This window comes from Evansella vedderi (genome assembly GCF_030813435.1).
GTDB classification, from domain to species: domain Bacteria; phylum Bacillota; class Bacilli; order Bacillales; family Salisediminibacteriaceae; genus Evansella; species Evansella vedderi.
In genome coordinates this window covers 47,590-67,753 of sequence record NZ_JAUSUG010000026.1, presented here as the reverse complement: position 1 = coordinate 67,753, position 20,164 = coordinate 47,590, and the positions used below count along the sequence as shown (strand labels likewise).

The window sequence follows — 20,164 nt, the reverse complement described above, 5'->3', positions numbered from 1 at the left end:
TCATATACACCACCGTATACAGCACGGCCAAGATGTTCAATAAAGGAACCGTAAATTCTTTCGTCAATCTCTGATACACGAAAATCCTTGTCTACAATCATTTTTGCTCTATTTACTGAACTCATAAAACTCACCTTTCCTATTTGGTTTTAAGCTAGTTTTGTTAGGCTTTAATAGTACAACCGACTTGTCCACGAAGGGCAAATCGGTTGCTTTTCTTTTTACCAGAATAAGTCTTCCATTACTTCTTCTCTGATACGGTTAGCCATGTCTGTTAGGTTTTGTGCAATATCATGGGCATTTACTTCCCCATTAATGATTGCTGCTTGTACATCACCGTATTCACCACCGAAGTAAACTTCATCTAAGAATGTTTGGAATCCTGGTTGAGAAGCTCCACCAAGTGGAATTGGCTCTCTTACTCTTTCTAAGAAATTGCTGTAATACTCATTTTGTGGAAGAAGTGCTGCAACACCATCCCAAATTTCTTCGTCATTGATTAGAGGAAGACCATATGGGAAAGTAAATACTGGGTTACCATCTTCATGAGTTAATGTTTCAAATGCTTCTAATTTTGCTAACCAGCCATCTTTCCCCCATCCGAAGAACTTTAATAGCTCATATGCTTCACGTGGGTGATCTGTTCCGGACGAAATAGCTCCAAAGTCAACGAACGCTGGTTTATGCAGGGACTCTGCATTGTCTCCTCTTGGAACAGGATATGGAACCCAGTTAATTCCTCTATCTTGGAATTCAGGAGTTGCAAATAAGTCAATTGTCCACCATGCATCTAACTGCATCGCTACACGGCCTGTGCTCGCTGCCCATTGTAATCTATCACCAAATGCTGCTTCTGCCTCATCAGTGTCAAAGAAAGGTGCATGTACACCGCTTCTTACAAATTGTGCATGTTGAGTAATTGCGTCTGCCCAATCTTTCGTTAAATCATACTTTTCTCCATCCCAACCAAACTCACCGAATGCATCGTTATTTACAATTGGCGCCATAGTTAATAATTGAGTGAATGTGTTGTAACCAAAAATTCCTTGCTCAGGTACTGTCATTTCTTGCATTAATTCTAACATTTCGCTATATGTCCAATCAGCTGAAGGCATATCTACATTCATCTGATTGAATAGATTTTCATCTAAATAAATTGTAAATGGTAAAAGCTGCATTGGAGCTGCTAGTTTTCTTTCTCCATCAAAATAACCTTGGATTTTCAAAGTAGATAAAATATCTTCTGATTCAGGGTCATTTTCAAAATACTCCGTAATATCACCTAACCAACCATTTCGAATTGGAACATCAACATTTCCTAAATACCAATAAACATCAGGTAAATCACCAGTACTTGCTAAGTTTGTTAAATGATCGTTCCAACCGTCAAATTCTAAATGAACAACCTCTACAGTAATATTTGGATATTTCTCCATAAATCTATCAGCTAAAAACTCATTTAACTGACCATTAGCCCAAGATGCATAAGTTAACGTGATTTCATCCTCTGTCATAGGAGGCAACGCTGACTCTTCTCCACCTTCGCCATTGTCATCACTAGTTTCTTCTGTGTCAGTTTCTCCATCAGAAACATTTCCACCTTCTGCTGGCTCATCATTGGAACATCCAACAATCAACAAAAGAAATAGTAAAGCTGAAACTAAAAAAGTTAAAAAAGACTTCCTTTCCATTTCATTTCCCCCGCTTCATTTTAATTTATTTATATTACGGTGATTATTCACCAGCAATACCAGTACGATCGACACTTTCAACGAAGTATCTTTGTAAGAAGAAGTAAATAATTAGTAATGGTAAAACACTTATAATTGTACCTGCCATTCGAATCCCTTCATTAATTCTATGGGGACTGTTTTCGGTAACAGGGTACATAGCAGCAAAGTTTTGATCAAATTGCTGTAATTGCAGTAATATTGTTGTTAAATCATTGGATCTACTTGTTAAATATAACGTCGTTAAGTAGGTTTCATTCCAATACCAAACAAAGGAAAATAGGAATGCAATGATAAACGCTGGTCCTGCCATTGGTACGGCAATTCTAAAGAAGCACGTAAATTGATTGGCTCCATCTACCTCTGCCGCCTCATATAAAGATTGTGGTGTTTGTTTAAAAAATTGATAGAAAATTAATATGAAAATAGTACTGTTTAATCCTTGCCCTAAAGCTGCCGGCACGATAAATGCATTTAATGATCCAGTTAACTCTAAGTTACTGAACAGTCTATACGTTGGCATCATTAATATTTGTGGCGGAATAATAAAACTGAAAATCATTAAAACAAAGAACAATTTTTTAAATCTAAAATCAAATCTAGCAAAACCGTAACCTACTAGTGCTGCCACTGCTACTTGAAAAATAGTAGGTGCTCCAGCTATTAAGAAGCTCCCAAGTAAAGAGTCTCTTATATTCATTACAGAATATGCCCGTGCATAGTTATCTGTATAAAGGGCGGAAGGTATCCAGTTTACTGATGTATCAAGCAAATCTTCTAATGATTGCATACTAGTTACAAACATATAAAGCATCGGGTACAAGTAAACGAAACCAATACATAACAGTAATGTATAAATCACTAGTCTTAATAGAAAGCCTGCTCTGTCGTTAAACCCGAATAAGAATCGAGCAATTTTCGCTCGTACAATCCTGAATTTTTCTTTCGTGGTAAATCTATCACTTTTAATAAATTCCAATGGATTTCTCATTTTTGGAACTGCCATAAGCCTTCCTCCTTCCTATACCCGTTTTACTTTTCTAGCCCGTTTTGGCCCTTCTTTTTCACGGAAGACAAAGAAAATGATAAGCAACATTAGGGCAATAATAACGGCGTACATCCAAGCCATTGCGGAGGCAAACCCATATCCCCTCGTAGCTGAGAACATATTCATATAAATTAAATTAATAATCGTGTTTTGACTGCTGTTTGCAAGGAAAACAAGGGTATACACGAAATTAATCAAGATGATTGGTTTAATCGTTGGCAGGGTAATCTTCCAAAAGCACTCCCACCCAGAAGCTCCATCAATTTTCGCTGCTTCATATAAATAAGGGTCTATCTTTTGAAGCACAGCAAGGAAAATGAGAATTTGTACACCGGAATACCATAGGATTGTAATAATTTGATTAAATAGCTCCCCAATTACTTGGGCAAACCACATTGGAAATACTTGCGTTAATACACCTATGATTACCCCTTGGTTTACCATCGGTACTGTAGTTGCACCTTGACTAATTAACTGATCAATAACAGGTCCACTCACCACAATTACTGGCAGGAAGAAAATCGTTCTAAATGCCCCTTGGAATTTTACTTTTTGATTTAAAAGCATGGCAATAATAAGGGCAAATACAACAATAACCGGTACTCTTACAATGATGTGGAGCACAAATTGTAGAAGTTCCTGAATAAAGAACATATCTCTAAGCCAAACATCTAAATAGTTGTTAAACCCTACATATCTAAATTGCAACCCTTGCGGTGTGATTCTCATGTTATTTAAACTGAAATAGAACGACTGAATTAACGGCCATAACACGAATATTAAAAACCCTACCAGCCAAGGTGATATAAATAAATATCCATACATACTTTTTCTATTTATCTTCAACGGCCTTGCACCACCTTATAAGATAATGCTTCAATTGTTTGCCCGCCAATCGTAACATCATTTTCTTGATAGTTTACATAAATTATAGTTCCGTTATCATATGTTACTGTCGTCACACCATTAGACCGTTCATAATTGGTAATCATGGAACCTTTCGTTTTCTCGTGTATTTCCTTTAATTGAAAATAATAATCTTCAATGATCTCTTCGTACAGATCAAATTTCGAGCTATAAATATGGGAAGAGTTAGTATTAATTAGTGCAGATGGATCTTCATGAGTGATTAAGAAAGATGGTTTTAACCCTTGCTCAACTAACTGTAAGAAAAACTCCACCTGGTTTGCTTGAAAGTTTACATACTCTGAATACATTGGCACTATTCCTCTTAATGTTAATGCTAGAAACGGAATATCCTCATCCGTAAATACATAGTCCGAGGAGCCTGATGGTAAATCAATAATGGCATCCGTATACTTCCACAAGTAAGAAAATGGTTGCTCTAGCATTAGATTAAAGGTGCTATCATAATCTGAAATAATAGATTCATAGTATTCCTTCGTCACAATCCTGTCATATTCTCGATTATTCTCACTAAAGGAGAACAATTCATTAGAAATTCCGCTAATCAATATATTTTCCACATTATTATTGATATAGTTTGGTTTCATTCTCTCCAATAACTCAACAGAGGATTCTGGATGTAAGAAATGAAAGGAACGGTATACATTTCCATAAACATCATCCGTATGGCGACGTTTATTAAACTTTCTCATGACTTTATATCTTGAATTTCGATATTCATCTAAATTTATCCTTAATGCATCATGGTGTAAGAATAAATCAATGTTATTCTCTCTCGTTTCTTCTAATAGACTTTGAAGACTCTTATCATCTTCAAGGGCTGATTCAGGGTTAAAGGATCGTATTGGTAAGCCCCCATAAATCCCTTTATTCTGCCAACCTTTGTAAATGGAAAGTATATTTTCAACACCATTAGCTTGTAACGTATTAAGAATATTGCTCGCCTGACTGAAAGTGGTCATTGGAACATCCCTTTTAAACAAGAGACCTTGTTCTAAGTCTGAGCCGAATAAATCGATACGTACATTAAACTCATCTTCTTTTTTCGCAATAAGGTTGTTGTCTAACAAATAGTTTCGATACGTTTCGGCCAGTCCGAAATAATTGGCATTTTCTTGAGTAACAAATTCATAGCGAACCCTAATATCGAAATTGTTTTTATTTCTTTGCCTAACAACCATAGACCCGGAGTCCTGACTAGTAGGCTGATTATAAACTTGACGATAAATAAACTTAGAAGTAATCCAGTTATACGGAAGAATTGCCCCGCTTGGGTAGGCTTCTATTCTTGCACTAAATTGCCCTTCCTCAATAATTCCAAGAAACCCAATTTCCGAATCCGTTTGTACCATTCCAAACACTGGGGCTAAGATATCCTCAGGGTCATTAAACGGGTTTCTATTGTTAAACAGGGATAATACATGGGGGTCATCAATACCCACATTCCTTCCATATACCATCCTGGAATATGGTTGTCTATATTTTCCGTCATTGTCTTTTAAATGAATTAAAGCTCCTGAACCATCTGGAATGAACATATACCCTTCACGGTCACCTAATTTGGAATAACCTAAGAATGGATACACATAAAATCCGGATACTCTATATCTTTCGTTGTTTTCTTGAATTTTTTCCCTTGGTATTTCAGCAACAAAGCCTGCCTCTGTCAACGTAACTGCTAGCTCAAAAGAAATCTCAAGTTCTGGATAATATATTTCTGCGTTGAACCCATTTTCGTGATACGTAACATTCTTTTGTGGGTTGCCTGAATACATATCCGCCCGGTAAGTAACAATATTCGTTCCAACTAAATATTCCATAACAATAGAAGATTTCATAAAATTGGTCCACGATTCATTACTCTGAACTGGATCTTGAATGGTAGAGTACATTACTGCACCTGTTATTTTATCCCTCATAATGATGGAGAGATTCTCTTCCTTCACATACATTTCCATCTTACTGTTTTCTGTTAAAAATCGGTGTCCATCAATTTCTTCTTGTCTCGATTCAACAAATTTAGCTCTGTTTTCAGGTCCTGCCTCATCCAAACCTATTTGTTCAGGTGGGGGAGCTTGTATCGGTTGTTCAACCTCCGTCTCCGGCTCTTCCTCACTTGGTGCCTCTCCTGGTTCCGGTACAGAAGGTACAGCAGGCGTGTCTACTGTAATTTCTGGACTATCGTCAGTAGCAAGGAAAATAATGGAGCTAATAACAATAGCAAGAAACAGGATCAATTTTATGATTGTTTTGGGCTTTGCCTTTATTTTAACGATGTTCAATTCGATACACCCCCTCGTTAAAGATAGAAACAAAGAACGAAAGCATTTGTGCCACTAACACGTAAACGATAAAGATTAATAGTACTGCGATAAGGATCGTAAACATGGTTAACAAAATGATTTTGATTGTTTCTTTAAGTGTGTAATCATTAATTTCCTTGATCATTATGACAATTAATATTGCCACCCAGGAATATATAAAGAAGTTCGTAAAGTTTAGTAAATATACCTCATTAAAGGTTAAGATATTGCTGAATATAATAACAAAAGGCTTAATAATAAAATATGGAGCAAAGGAATATACGAACCCACTGTAAATATGTTGGAACTTACCTTCTCCATCATTAATGGTACAAACTAAGTAGTTACAAGTAATTACTAGAAGGAAAACACCAAATACCATTACAAAGTCGGTACCAATAGCAAACTCTCCATCTTCTACTGTCCTAAATATAAACCCTGAATAATACTTCTCTAGAACATAGAGGACAAAAAACAAGAAAATAAAAATCGTAGAAGAGAGAATGCTCGTTTTATTTTCATATTTAATACTATAAAAGCTATCGATTGGATGACGGATCATGTTTTTAATAAAAACAAGGTCCTTTAATAATTTAAGGTTATATTTTTCATCCATTTTTGACTTAAAGGAATTCCAGATTCGATATTTTCTTTCTACTCTTGATACGATTTTCTTAAGGATAAATAATCCAAGGGCTATATAAAGGAGATTAATAATATTTTCTCTCATCCAGACATTTCGCAGCTCCCAAAAAGCATCGGAGTATCCGTCTTTATATTTAGCTAAACGGAAGGAAGTTAATGCCGCTTCATAATTTTCTTCTTTGAAGTAGGCTTCTCCCAAACCTAAGTTAGCAAAATCGAATAAGCTATTTAGCCTGATTACCTCTTGCCATGGTTCTTTACTAGCTTCATAGTCACCATTTTGATAGAGAGTTAAGGCTTCGTGAACTAAATTAGTAAACTCTGTTGGTTCAAATATTTGAATCTGATTTTTTTCCGGATCAAGGGCGTATAGGTGGCCCCTTTCATCAACCACAATGGCTGATATTTTACCGAAAAGTCCCACACGCTGACGTCCATCATCTCTACCGCCAAATACAAATAATAAGTTCCCTTCACTGGTGTACTCATATATAAAACCGTTTTCACCAGCAACAAAAATGTTTTCTAGTGGTCCTATATCAATGGACGAAGGAAAAGGATCAAACACATTCATGTCAATAATATTGGACCCAGCCATATTTAGTTTCTTAATAGCTTCATTGGACACACCTTGCGTTACTGTATACACAAGTCCTCGATCATCAATATTAAGGTTGTGTGCTGTCGGCGGGACCATATCAATCATTCTAGCTAATTGTTCTTCTGAAAAGATAGCCCGTCTAAACATTGTTAACGGTGTAACTACTGTTCTATTAGGTGAAAAGTATCCAATAAACTGGCCACTATTTGCATTAATTTGAATAATTCCGTTTGAATTTCCCCTTGAAATAATATAAATGTTATCTCTTCTATCTACTGCTACTTTTTCAGGGACAAAGGTAGACGAACTACCGAATAAAATACTATCTGGTCTTCCGAATTCAGATAGAAGTTCCCCTTCCAGTGAAAAGACAAATACTTTTGCCTCTACTTCATCGGCAACATATAACTTCTCATCTTCAGAGATAAAAATACCATTCGGTCTAGCTAATACGTCCTCCCCTATAATCCCTACAAGTTCCCCATCTCTTGTCCCGACCAAAATACGACCATTACCCGTATCGGAAACATAGAGCAAACCATTTTGATCAATCTTTAAATCTGAGGCTTGCCTAAATAACTCATCGCCAAATTTAAAAATGGTTTCACTAACGGTATACGCAGTCTGGGTTTCTACATAGTTGCCATACCCGTCCTCTGTGAAGGTTTTATAAGCAGTATTGGCCAAACTATGACTCGGATTAACTAAGGAAAAAGTAACGAGAAAAATCAAGAATGTAATCATTTTGTTCTTTTTTAGCATTTTAAACACCTACTTTAACCCAGAATGCGACATCGTGTTCATAACCATACTTTGTAAAATAATGAATAGAATTAAATTTGGTACAAACATAATTAATGATGCTACTGCTGCCATCCCTTGACCAACAACTACGTTTGTATTAGCAACGAGTGTGTTCATGAAGAAGGCTAACGTTCTCATATTTTCACTTGTTGTGAATAGAATAGAAGTTTCTAAGTCGTTCCATGCTAATTGGAATGCTAAAATTGCGGCTGTTGCAATTGCCGGTTTAATTAACGGTAAAATAATTTTCAAGTAAATTTTAAAATCACTGGCACCATCAATAACCGCTGCCTCAATTAGGGAATCAGGAATCTGATCGATAAACTGTTTTAATAGAAACAACACAACAGGCATAGCTAGTAAAGGAAGAATATGAGCAAAGTATGTGTCTTCTATTCCTAAAACAGATACTGTCAAAAACCTTGGAATGATAACGGCAATTGGCACAAACATTAATGCTGCAGTATTAATTTCAAATAAGACAAACTTTCCTTTAAAGTTCTTTTTCGAAAGGACGTATCCCGCTAATGTTGAGATGACTACCGCGAAAAATACAATAGAAAATGTTACTAGTAAACTATTAAATACATATCGACTTAATGGAATACCCGATGAGTTAGCTAATTGAAACAGGTTCACAAAGTTATCAAAGGTTGGTCGATAAACAAAGAACCTAGGTGGAAAAGCATACAGTTCATCGAGCGGCTTAAAGGCATGATTAAAGATAAATACGATTGGCAGCATCATAAAAATCGCAAATGGAATTAAGAATATATAGAATTTCAATTGGCTTTTATGAAACTTTTTAGGATTAGCACCGCTTACTTTCAGAGCCATAAGATACTTCCTTTCTTAGGATTCGCTAAATAGCTTTTTCGAAATGCGTGCAAAAACAAATATAATTAATAAGAGCACAACGGATAGCGCTGCGGCATATCCCATTTCAAATCGAATAAATCCGTAGTCTTCAATATGGTTAACAATTAATTGACCGGCATAGTTTGGCGTTGGGTTAGACCCTGTCAATTGGACCCCTATCATTCCAGTAGCAAACGTATTTACAATGGCCATTACTGCTCCGAACAGCATTTGTGGTTTCATGGATGGAATGGTAATGTAAATAAGCTCCTGGAACCGATTTTTAATTCCGTCAATTGCTCCAGCTTCGTACAGTGTCTCATCTACATTTAATACACCTGCAAGCATGGCTAAGAATCCAACCCCCATACTGCTCCAAAGGGCAACGACAATCATAATTAATAGAATAAATCTAGTATCTTGCAAGAAGATAAGTGGTTCTGTAATAAATCCTAGTCTCATTAAAATACTGTTTGCATACCCCGCTTGGTTACCACTAAAGATGATGGTCCACACAACCGCCATCGCTACCCCAGATGTCATGGATGGGGAGTAAAAAATGAGCGCTAGGATTGTTCGTGGTCCTTTCGTCAATTGTGCTAAACACCAAGCGAGGAGGAAGGCTAAAATATAGCCCCCCGGTCCTACAATTAGTGCAAAGAGTACCGTATTCGGCAATACATATTGCATGAAAATCTCATCTTGCGTTAATAGATTGATATAATTCAAAAATCCAATAAAGTCAGGGCGTTCTATCGTATTAAAGTTGGTAAAGGATAAATAGATCGCCATTAAAATTGGAATTATAATAAATGTCAAAAACAATAGCATGTACGGCAGCAAAAAGAGATACGGGGTTTTATTTACCCTTTTGGCTTTTTGCAAAATGCTTTGAAGCTTTGGCGGATCTTTTTTAATCTCCACTGCCGCCTCGCCCAAATTATTTACCTTTGGCATAAATTTTACCCCCATTAATCATTACTAATCTCAGGATTAGGGTAGTGTTGAATGACTTCTCCATCCCTTATATATCCAAATTCCTCTAGCTTACGTGCAGTTTCCCGGTTAATCCGTTTACTAGCTAAATCTATAGCTGTTCTTAAATTTACTCCATCTAGGATAATAGAGTTATAGGCATTACTAAGTTCCCTCTCTAACATGTAACTTCCAGGTACCCTTGGAACCTCTGTTACCCACTCTGTTTGTGCTAAGATTATTTCCTTATGGGATGTAATCCAAGGTAAGCCAGCATAGGCTTCCATATTAGCAGTATTCCAAATATATTCTTCTCCATAGGTTGTCTGCAAAATGTTACCGAAAGCTATTTGTACTTCTGTACTAGACCACCATTTCAAGAATTCCCATGCTTCATCACTTTTTTCAGTATCATTGAAAATGATATTACTTTCCGCTCCACCGGCAGACCATCTTTCAATCTCCCCGTCTTCATTTTCAATCCCTGGCATCAAGGCAATATCCCAAGAATTAGCAATTTCTGGCGCTGCGTTCAAAATTAGGTTATACATAAAGTAATCAGAAATACCAATAGGTAAGGAACCATCCCTAAACTGTTGATAAAAGCTTGGTACGTCGTATGGAATGTTGTAAATAGTGAACAAATCAGTTAACTGTCTCATGCCTTCAATAGCTGCATTTTCGTTCAAAGTAGTTCTTCCAATGTTTTCACCGTAAAATCTTCCGCCATTTTGATAAATAATCGGCATCGTACCGGCAAATAATTTTAAACCAGGCATCCCCGCTGTCGGATAGAAGAAATTCATCCCTCTTCTTTGTAATTCAGGAAGATATGTTCTAACCTCATCGATCGTTTCAGGAACCGGTAACTCTAAACTCTCTAAAATATCTGTTCGATAGAACAATACCCAAAAGTTCTTCGTATCTGGTAAAGCATAAATTCCATCTTTTACGGTTGCAGGAACATGTAACCCAGCAGGAAATCTTTCTTTCACTTCATCGAAATCATCAAACTCCGTCAAATCCTGCAACGCTCCTCTAATCGCAATCTCAAATGGAAGGGCGTAGTTAACACCAACTGCCACGTCAGGCGCTTCTCCAGCGGCATTGGCTAAAATTAACTTATTTTGATCTGGCATGATCGATATATCTACTTCTATCCCTGTCTCCGGCGTAAATTGCTCATCAATCAATTGCTGAATAATTTCAATATATTGTCTAGGACGATTTATCCAAACTTGAAGATTGTCTGGGTTAACGTTGTCAACGGAATAATCTTGATTCGTAAATGACATCACTAACCTTTCTATACTCGAGAATTGCCTTTGGATAAACCCAGCCCTCTCTGGAATATCTGATTCATCTTGATAAAAATAAAATTGATCTAATGCAAATCCGTTATCATTGATTTCCATTATTAAGTTGCCTAAATATGCTGTAATAGAGTTGGTACCTGTAGATAACTCATTTTTTCTTACTACTAATTTATCAATTTCATCTGCAAGACTTCTTAACTGAGTTTCGGCGATATTTAAGGAAGCGAACGCCCCAATTTCCGTTACGTTAGGGTTATGAACTCTCAGATTCTCATATAAGAGATTCATTTCATCTGCCCAAGCCACTAGCTGATCCGTAACCCCAGGAATAAACTCTTCCACATTAATGTCACGATGACGGTCAGCGTTAGGTCCAGCTAAATTAGTAATTTCTAGAGATAAAAATTGTATTTCATTGATTAGTCGTTCCACTGCTTCTATTGTCGGCTTAACATAATCTAAACTAATAGTAAAACTTATCGTATGAGATCCTTCTTCTAAATAAACAGGTATCTTTTCATTTGTTCCTAAATCTCTTACGGTAGTGTTTGTAAATCTCGTATTATAGTTAAATGGATAATTCTTAAATTCTTCAAATGGAATTTTGTCATTAATGTGAATATTCATAAAAACTGGGAAATCAGCTTTTGCATTTTGTCTATAATTCAATCCGAGATAGTAGTACCCCGATTCTTCCACTTCAAATTCGTAAGTAACTCTATGACCTGCCCTTTTAAAAGAATTATCATCTAAGTAATTCAAAACTCTTTTATCGGAACGGTAAGGAGTTAGATCTACATTGAATAAGGCTCCAGGGCGAATAGACGAGTCACTTCGATAAGCGATATCCTGGCCTTGAATTAAGATAAATTGATCCCCTTCCACTTGAGCACTTTCATAGCTTGGTAATTCCTTATGGGAGGATAAGGTTATTGTACTAATTAATAAACTTCCCTCTATCATTCTTAAAGTAATCTCATTTTCTCCCCTGTTTAATTCAATCAAAAATGGATCACTTATCCTATAGCTTGAGTCTCCAATGAACTTCGTTTGCCATTCTTTCGCTTTGATCGGTTGCGGTACAATTTCATTTCCGTATTTATCTAAAGGAACGGTTTCAGGAGATTTCCACTTACTTTCAAATGTTAAGTTTCTTAATTCATAGAATGGCAGTTCACCATTTAATGTCATTTGTGCTTGTGCTGGCAAAACATTTTGATCATCACTTAAGTAAGTTAATCCTATCGTATATAATGCATCAGCCGGTGCTTGAAGTTGAAATGTAACCTCTTCATTCGGTTCAACTCTAACAACCGTCTGTCCATCATAACTGTCTAAAAAAGATGGATCCGTGACGATTTCTTCCATATTTTCAAAAATAATATCCGCCCCAACATGAAGATTCCCTTCATGCTCATTTATGTAGGAACTATATCTTCCACTTAAAATGGAACTTGTATTAAATAGGGTTTCATTACTATTAGACGAACTCGGTTCACCTGAACCTTCCACCTTTATGTTAGTAATTGAAAGTTGAGAGAATGTTAACGCAACTACCATTGTAACTAGTATCACTTTTCTGAATTTTTTGTAAAGCAAGTGGATCCCCCCCCCCAGCAAATCATTAATAAAAATGTTAATAAATAAAGCGGAAATAATTTGATAATTAACTTATACGTTAACTATAAACATATAAGAAAACGCTGTCAATAAAATTTTTTATGTATATCATCCTATTATTTTGCCCCATTTATTAATAAAGAGATTAATCATGTATGTTATAATTAATAGGAATATTGATTAACGAATGCATTACTTTTTTATACTATGGTAATGTATTTCTTAAGCTTAACTTACCACATTTCTTTGTTTTTTCGACATATTTTTTTATTTTTCACTTAAAGTTCCCGCAGGAACGAGCGTTTACATCACGACTAAGCTTTGAGTTGAAAAGACGCATAGGCTACTAAGCATAAGCTTGTAGAGGAAGAGACAGTCGGCTTTCGCGGGCTTCCGCTCACACCAACTCCAATAGTACGCTGTAATTTAATAGAGCTAAACTAAAAACCCTCTAGCTGGATTTCATCAGCTAGAGGGTTTGATTTAAGTGAGCTTTCTTCTCTTATATTGTGTTATTATTGTGAGTGCTAATCCTAATCCTAATGCTAGTAACACTAATCCTAGAAATATCAAGGTATAAAAAGTAAACTATTATGAAAGCAGATATCTTAAGTTATATAGATTCTCCTAAAATAATCTTGTAATCTAGTAATGGTATATTTAAAAAATGGTCATGTTCGATTTTAGAAATCAAACTCTCCACTGCATCAGAACCAATTTGTTCAATTGGGTATTCAACAGTTGTTAACCTAGGTGTTACATATTTAAGAACATCTATATTATCAAATCCCATAACCCCTACGTTCCCTGGTACGTTAACCCCTTTTTCTTTTAATAATTGAAGAACCTCTAATGCATAAAGATCACAGGAACAAACAACTGCGGTTTTATATTCACTTTGAAAATTCCATTCCTTTAATATATCTATATAATTTTTTTCCTTAATTATTATTGGTTCTTCTTGGATATTAAACGATTTTAGTCCTTCTATAAACCCGTAAAGTCGTTCTTCTTGTGTATAAATATTTGTTTTCCCCATGTACATTAGTGGCGGGCTAACATAAATAAACCTTTCATAACCTTTATTAACAAGATGTGTAACGGCATCTTTCATTGCCTGGCGTTCTCGGATACCTACGTAATCCCAGTTTTCTGAGATTTTATTAAAAACAGTAATAATGGGAATATCGAAGCTCTTTAAATAATCTTCAAATTCGTTACCTCGATTTACTGAAAATAATATAATACCATCAACATTTCTTTCTACAAGATACTCAATACATTGCTTTTCATTATTTGGATCTTTATCGGTTAAAGTTATATATACAAAATACCCGTTTTCTCTTGCCTTCAGTTCAATTGCATTCATCAATTGTGCAAAAGAACGATTATGTAAATCAAATAGTATAACTCCTAACGTTGACGTCTTCCCTTTTACTAAACTTTGTGCTGTATAGTTAGGGCGATAGTTTAATTCTTTTGCTACTTTCAGAATTCTCTTTTTCGTATTTTCATTAATACCAGGACGATTATTTATCGCTCTGTCCACTGTTCCTGCTGAAACACCACATATTCTTGCGATATCCTTAATCTTAACTGGCATAATCCCCCTCCTGTATCTTCATTATTAAAGCAACTACGCTATAATTATAGATAATTAATTCTTTATAGTAAATAATCATCCCTACTATTCATAATAAAGAATGTAAGGTACATTTTAAAAAAATGTACCTTACAATTTTTTACGACTTAATCCATATTACTTTCAACAGCCTGCTGTGCCTCCCGCAGTGCTTCCTCTGGAGTATGTGTTTTTTGTCTTAGTACATTATTAAAAACGTTCGTATTCATTTCTGTTGCTACTTGCGGTGTATACTGTGTTATATTAACAGCGTTAATCTCATCCCTAACTTCTAATAATACATCGAAAATATCGTTACCGAAGTATTGATAGAATCTATTATCCGCTTGAATTGCTTCATTTTCCCAAACATCCCAGCGTGGCGGGTCAAAACCAAGAACTGTCCACAATTGTTCGTTTGCCTCTACAGAAAGCTTGGCAAATGCTAAGAAGTCTTTAGCAAGTTCTGCATGTTCCGTTTGGTTAGTTACTACTGTTCCTGTACCACCCATACCAGCGGAACGGAATCCTCCTTCTTCCCAAGCAGGCAATGGACGTACAACCATTTTTCCTTTTAGGTCAGGCATATAGTCAATAAAACGTCCCATATACCATATCGGCATTGAAATGGAAGCAGCTCCACCTTCGTTCATAAGTGCGTAAAATTCTTCAGCATGTGGCTGTCCACCAGGTGTTAGATCTGCAATCTCATGTACATCCATCATATCAAGTAAAAATTGTAGTGTTTCAATATTTTCTGGAGCATCAATTGTTAAATTGCCATTTTCGTCAAACCAATCAGACCCACGTTGGCTGATAAATTGCCACATTGGCAAGTAATCGCCAGTATGAACTGTTGTCATTAATGCATCTGTATTGGCTACTACTTGTTTACCAGCTTCCACATAATCATCCCAAGTATGAATAGAATCGATATCTACTCCTGCAGCTTCCATAATTTCTTTGTTGTAATACATCACAGAAGCTCCAACATGAGTTGGCATCCCGTAATAATTACCGTCTTTTGCATAAATTTCAAATCTTGACGAAACAAACTGATCATAAACTTCTTCCACATATTCATTCATTGGTAAAAGCTGTGGTACCCCTTGTAAGTAGTTAGGAAAACGAGTGATTTCAATATCCGAAATATCCGGTGCACCTGAACCAGACTGTAAAGCTAGTAATAAATTGTTGTGCATTTGATCATATGGATATGTTTCAGCCACTAATCTAATCGCCCTATCAGGATTCTCTTCGTTCCATCTTTCTGCCGCATCTTCGAAGAATTCCATGTGTAATGACACAAATGTCCAAAATGTTAATTCAGTAGCGTCTTCAAGGTCTGCACCAGTAACAGATGAATCTGTTGCTTCTCCTGAACTCGAATCACTGCCGCCACAAGCCATTAAAACAAATGCCATTATTCCAATAATAATAATACTTAGCAAATTTCTCTTGGTCATCAGTTTTCCCCCTAATTCAATAGTTTTTTTTACAGAAAAGCAGCTGGCAAAAGTGCATTTAACTATCTCTCCTCCCTCACCCCCTTAATCCTAATTTCCCTTTACTTTTTAAGAGTCAAAAGATGCCCTTTTATCTAATTGACCAAAAATCTGCATGGAGATCCACATACATCCTATTGCAGCAATACTAATTGAGAAAAACGGAATTAACCCAGGAAAATCTAAAGAAATATATATAACTGTGAAAACCAATACACCGCTCGCAAATGTATAATGGATTTTTGTCAATCCAATAATTACAGCATTTTGAATATATTTAAACAAAGTTGATTTGTAATGGGCCAACAAAGGAAAAGACCATAAAACAATAATAAAATAGAAAAATAATATAAAGTAAAATGCAAATGGTATAACAAATAATAATTCACCTGATGCATTGGCTATTACCCTATAATTTAGATAAAGCAAAGTCCCTACGAAAGTTAGAATCCACCCGAGAATATTAGCACTACGGAATTCTTGAAGATATATATTTTTATAAGTTTTCCATATCTTAATTTCTTCTCCAATAATTAATTTCCTAGATACACCTAAAGCAGCTACAGTAGCAGGGAATACCCCCCCAACTATCAAACCTCGGAGGCTATAAACAAACCACAATATATTTATAGCAGCAAGGTTCATGATCCAACGAAGGACCCGGTCAAGTGATGATACTACTTGTTTTCCATTTGGCATGTAAACCACCTCTTTGTTCAGAAACTAATTCCACTAACCTTTTACTCCTCCAAGAGTTAACCCAGCAACAAAGTAGCGTTGGAAGAAAATAAATAGAATAATAATTGGTACAATTGTCATAACTGATCCTGAAAGTAGAATGTCATAGTTATTACCATATGGTGTTAATAAGGTAGCTAATCCAATAGGTAATGTAAACATATCATTTGATCGTAATACAACTAATGGCCAAAGGAAGTTATTCCAGCTCCCTAAACCTTGTAAAATCGCCATTGCGGCTAAAGATGGTCCCATTAGCGGGAGCATAATTTTAAAGAAAATTCCATATTCTGTAGATCCATCGATCCTTGCTGCGTCCATTAATTCTCTAGGTAAACCTAAAGCATATTGTCTAAAGAAAAACACGGCAATAGGAGCTACAACAGCAGGAAGGACAACAGCTGTATACGTATTAATTAATTGTAAGTCAATCATTAATTGGAAGAGTGGTAACATTAAAATCTCAAATGGCACCATTAAGATAAACAATACAAGGACAAAGAAAACGTTTCTTCCCTTAAATTCATATACTGCCAATGCATAACCAACCATTGATGAGAAAAATAAAGATGTGACAATGATAACTGCTGAAATGATTAAACTATTACCATACCATTGCCAATAAGACCTAGCTTCTGTAAAGATATAGATAAAGTTATCTAAAGTGATTGTACTAGGATCAAATACTAAACTAATCCCATTACGCATCAATTCCGTTGAAGGTCTAAAGGAAGCAAGTATTAAATTTAAAAGTGGAAATAGAGCAATAAATGCAACTACAGCGAAACCAAAAGTGAGGCTCCATATTAATGTTTTATTCGTATTACCCTTCATTACTCATCCCCCCTTTTAAAGGCACCTGTAACGAACAGTTGAATTAAAGTGATTATAAAAATAATAATCATTAAAATTACTCCGATTGCGGCACCAAATCCCATATCATTTTGTTGAATCCCCTGTTGATACAAGTAACCTACAATCGTTAAACCTATATTCCCCGGTGAACCTGCTGTCCAGAAAACAAAACTTTCTTCAAACATTCGAAACCCACCGATAATAGAAATGGTAGCTACAAATATTGTTACAGGCTTTAAAAATGGTAGTGTGACATAAAAGAATTTCTGTAACACATTGGCCCCGTCAATTTCTGCTGCTTCATACAACTCGTTCGGTACATTTTGTAACGCTGCTAAAAAGTATAATATATTTACACCCATCCACCGCCAAGAGGCAAGGATAACCATTAAAAACATACCTGACCAAGCATTATATCTCCAATCGACTGATTCTAACCCTACCCAATTTAGTATTTGGTTTGCTACGGCAGTGTCAGTCTCTGCAAACATAAGTCGAAACACCATACCGGCAACTATAACAGAAGTAAGTGCTGGTAAAAATAACGATGTTCTAAATAACGTTTTAAATTTCACAACCTTCGAATCTAGTAAGACAGCTAATATAATTGGAATGGTAACTAAAATGACGACCGTTAATATTACGTATATCGTCGTGTTTGAAAGCGCTTTATAAAATGTAGGATTAAAAACTCTTTCATAGTTTCTTAATCCGATGAATGTAATTTCACCTGGTAGTACTCTCTGGAAACTCATAATAATTGCTTGAATAGATGGGTATAACGATAGAACTAAAAATGAAAGAATGAACGGTGAAACAAAAATATACGGTACAACCTTTTTTGAATTTAAGAAATTTAATAAACCTTTATTAGGCTTTTTATTTTTTATTGGTGCTATATCCGGGTTAGTATTCTTCGATGTTTCTAGCATAAAAGACCTCCTCCTTTTTGCTTCTACCTTACAGATGACATTAACTGGATATGTTTTTCAATGAAGGAAACATATCCAGCTATGCCATTAAGCAGGTAAAGTAAACATTACGAATGATTCATCAAAAGTTACTTGATTAGCCTTATTACATTCCACGAAAGTTTCGGCAACTTGGCAACTAGCGTCCCGTCCTTAACTTCTGCAGTACCGTTATTATGAGGAATAACATTGTTTCGAATTTGTTTGTTTGTTGCTTTCATATCATCATTTTCAAGGATAATATGCTCTACTACACGGTAACCTTCAAAACTTCGAATATCACAATCTAACAATAAGGAGTCCGTTTGGTGGCGGTTTACACCAAAGATGGTTAGAGTTTCATTTTCCTCATCGTATACAGCAGTGGAATCAAGATATGGAACATCCGTAAAATCCTTACTATCGTATTTAGGAGAAGAAGTTAAAACATTTAATGCCGTTCCTCTACCATATACAGAAGCATGCATATAAGGGTAATAAATTGTTTGCTTCCAAGCTTCTCCATTCTTATCGGTCATAATTGGAGCAATCACGTTTACAAGTTGAGCTAGACAAGCAATTTTTACGCGATCAGCATGTTTTAACATGGTGATTAACATACTTCCAACTAAAAGGGCATCCTCAAAGTTATAAATATCCTCAAGTAATGGTGGGGCAACGGTCCACGGTTCCATTTGTTTATCGGCTTCTCTAGAGTGGTACCAAACATTCCACTCATCAAATGACAAGTTTATTGTTTTTTTACTTCGCTTTTTTGCCTTAATATAATCTGCTGTGGAAATGATCGTACGGATAAAGTCATCCATCCCCATTGACTGTGCTAAATAATTCCCTAAGTCGTTATCATGATTTCCGTAATATTGGTGTAGGGAGATATAATCCACATGATCATATGTATGGTCAAGAACAGTTGCTTCCCATTCTGGGAAAGTTGGCATATTTCTGTTGGAACTTCCACATGCCACTAACTCAATGGTTGGGTCTACCCATTTCATTACCTTTGCTGCTTCCGTAGCAATTCTTCCATATTCAATTGCAGTTTTGTGTCCAATCTGCCAAGGTCCGTCCATTTCATTTCCTAAACACCATGTTTTAATCTTATGGGGCTCTTTATAGCCGTGAGAAATTCGTAAATCACTATAGTAGGAGCCAGAAGTATGGTTACAATATTCAACTAGATTGCGGGCAGCATCTATTCCCCTTGTCCCTAAATTTACAGCCATATTTACTTCTGCATTAACCTTATTAGTCCAATCAACAAATTCATTTGTTCCTATTTCATTTGTCTCCGTTGTTTTCCATGCTAAATCGAGTCTTTTTGGTCTATCATTAACAGGGCCTACACCGTCTTCCCAATTGTAACCGGATACAAAATTACCCCCGGGATATCTAACCAATGGGACTTTTAATTCTTTAACCATTTCTATTACATCTTTACGGAACCCCTGTTCATCAGCAGCACTATGACCCGGTTCATAGATTCCATCATAAACAGCTCTCCCTAAGTGTTCGATAAATGATCCATAAATACGGTTATCGATTTGCCCAATCTTATAATCCTTGTCAATAGTCATTTTTGCCTTAAGTAACATAGCAGTTCCCCCTTATAAGTTTATTGTGTACGTACACGAAAAAAAGAAGAAAAAA

At 35.8% G+C, this 20,164-nt stretch carries 14 protein-coding genes; all 14 read right to left on the bottom strand.

Annotation, left to right across the window (positions count from 1 at the left end; translation table 11 throughout):
* Positions 1 to 221 precede the first annotated feature (221 nt).
* Positions 222 to 1,691, bottom strand: coding sequence for an ABC transporter substrate-binding protein (locus tag J2S74_RS23565; protein ID WP_307330992.1), 1,470 nt, complete (start codon positions 1,689 to 1,691; stop codon positions 222 to 224).
* Positions 1,692 to 1,734: 43 nt separating this feature from the next.
* Positions 1,735 to 2,736 (bottom strand): carbohydrate ABC transporter permease, encoded by a 1,002-nt coding sequence (locus J2S74_RS23560; protein WP_307330990.1) that lies wholly within the window; start codon positions 2,734 to 2,736, stop codon positions 1,735 to 1,737.
* Between the two features lie 15 nt (positions 2,737 to 2,751).
* Positions 2,752 to 3,624, bottom strand: coding sequence for a carbohydrate ABC transporter permease (locus J2S74_RS23555; protein ID WP_307330988.1), 873 nt, complete (start codon positions 3,622 to 3,624; stop codon positions 2,752 to 2,754).
* A complete protein-coding gene (locus J2S74_RS23550; protein ID WP_307330985.1) occupies positions 3,621 to 5,987 on the bottom strand; it encodes a DUF5696 domain-containing protein in 2,367 nt (788 codons plus the stop codon). Before J2S74_RS23550 ends, J2S74_RS23555 begins: the two co-directional genes overlap by 4 nt.
* Positions 5,974 to 8,016 carry a YIP1 family protein gene (locus tag J2S74_RS23545; protein WP_307330983.1) on the bottom strand — a complete coding sequence of 681 codons (2,043 nt, stop codon included), beginning with the start codon at positions 8,014 to 8,016 and terminating at the stop codon, positions 5,974 to 5,976. Before J2S74_RS23545 ends, J2S74_RS23550 begins: the two co-directional genes overlap by 14 nt.
* 9 nt (positions 8,017 to 8,025) lie before the next feature.
* A complete protein-coding gene (locus J2S74_RS23540) occupies positions 8,026 to 8,895 on the bottom strand; it encodes a carbohydrate ABC transporter permease (RefSeq protein ID WP_307330980.1) in 870 nt (289 codons plus the stop codon).
* A 15-nt stretch (positions 8,896 to 8,910) separates the two neighbouring features.
* Positions 8,911 to 9,873, bottom strand: coding sequence for a carbohydrate ABC transporter permease (locus J2S74_RS23535; protein ID WP_307330979.1), 963 nt, complete (start codon positions 9,871 to 9,873; stop codon positions 8,911 to 8,913).
* A 14-nt stretch (positions 9,874 to 9,887) separates the two neighbouring features.
* A complete protein-coding gene (locus tag J2S74_RS23530; RefSeq protein WP_307330976.1) occupies positions 9,888 to 12,782 on the bottom strand; it encodes an extracellular solute-binding protein in 2,895 nt (964 codons plus the stop codon).
* Between the two features lie 658 nt (positions 12,783 to 13,440).
* Positions 13,441 to 14,430 (bottom strand): LacI family DNA-binding transcriptional regulator, encoded by a 990-nt coding sequence (locus tag J2S74_RS23525; protein ID WP_307330974.1) that lies wholly within the window; start codon positions 14,428 to 14,430, stop codon positions 13,441 to 13,443.
* Positions 14,431 to 14,576: 146 nt separating this feature from the next.
* Complete coding sequence (locus J2S74_RS23520; RefSeq protein ID WP_307330971.1) at positions 14,577 to 15,914, bottom strand: ABC transporter substrate-binding protein; 1,338 nt, start codon at positions 15,912 to 15,914, stop codon at positions 14,577 to 14,579.
* 108 nt (positions 15,915 to 16,022) lie between these two features.
* Positions 16,023 to 16,652, bottom strand: coding sequence for a YesL family protein (locus J2S74_RS23515; protein WP_307330969.1), 630 nt, complete (start codon positions 16,650 to 16,652; stop codon positions 16,023 to 16,025).
* A gap of 33 nt (positions 16,653 to 16,685) precedes the next feature.
* Entirely contained in the window at positions 16,686 to 17,525 is an 840-nt protein-coding gene (locus J2S74_RS23510; RefSeq protein ID WP_307330966.1) for a carbohydrate ABC transporter permease, read from the bottom strand.
* Entirely contained in the window at positions 17,525 to 18,478 is a 954-nt protein-coding gene (locus tag J2S74_RS23505) for a carbohydrate ABC transporter permease (protein ID WP_307330965.1), read from the bottom strand. The genes J2S74_RS23510 and J2S74_RS23505 overlap by 1 nt, the downstream gene beginning before the upstream one ends.
* A gap of 128 nt (positions 18,479 to 18,606) precedes the next feature.
* Complete coding sequence (arfA, locus tag J2S74_RS23500; RefSeq protein ID WP_307330963.1) at positions 18,607 to 20,109, bottom strand: arabinosylfuranosidase ArfA; 1,503 nt, start codon at positions 20,107 to 20,109, stop codon at positions 18,607 to 18,609.
* Between the last annotated feature and the right edge of the window lie 55 nt (positions 20,110 to 20,164).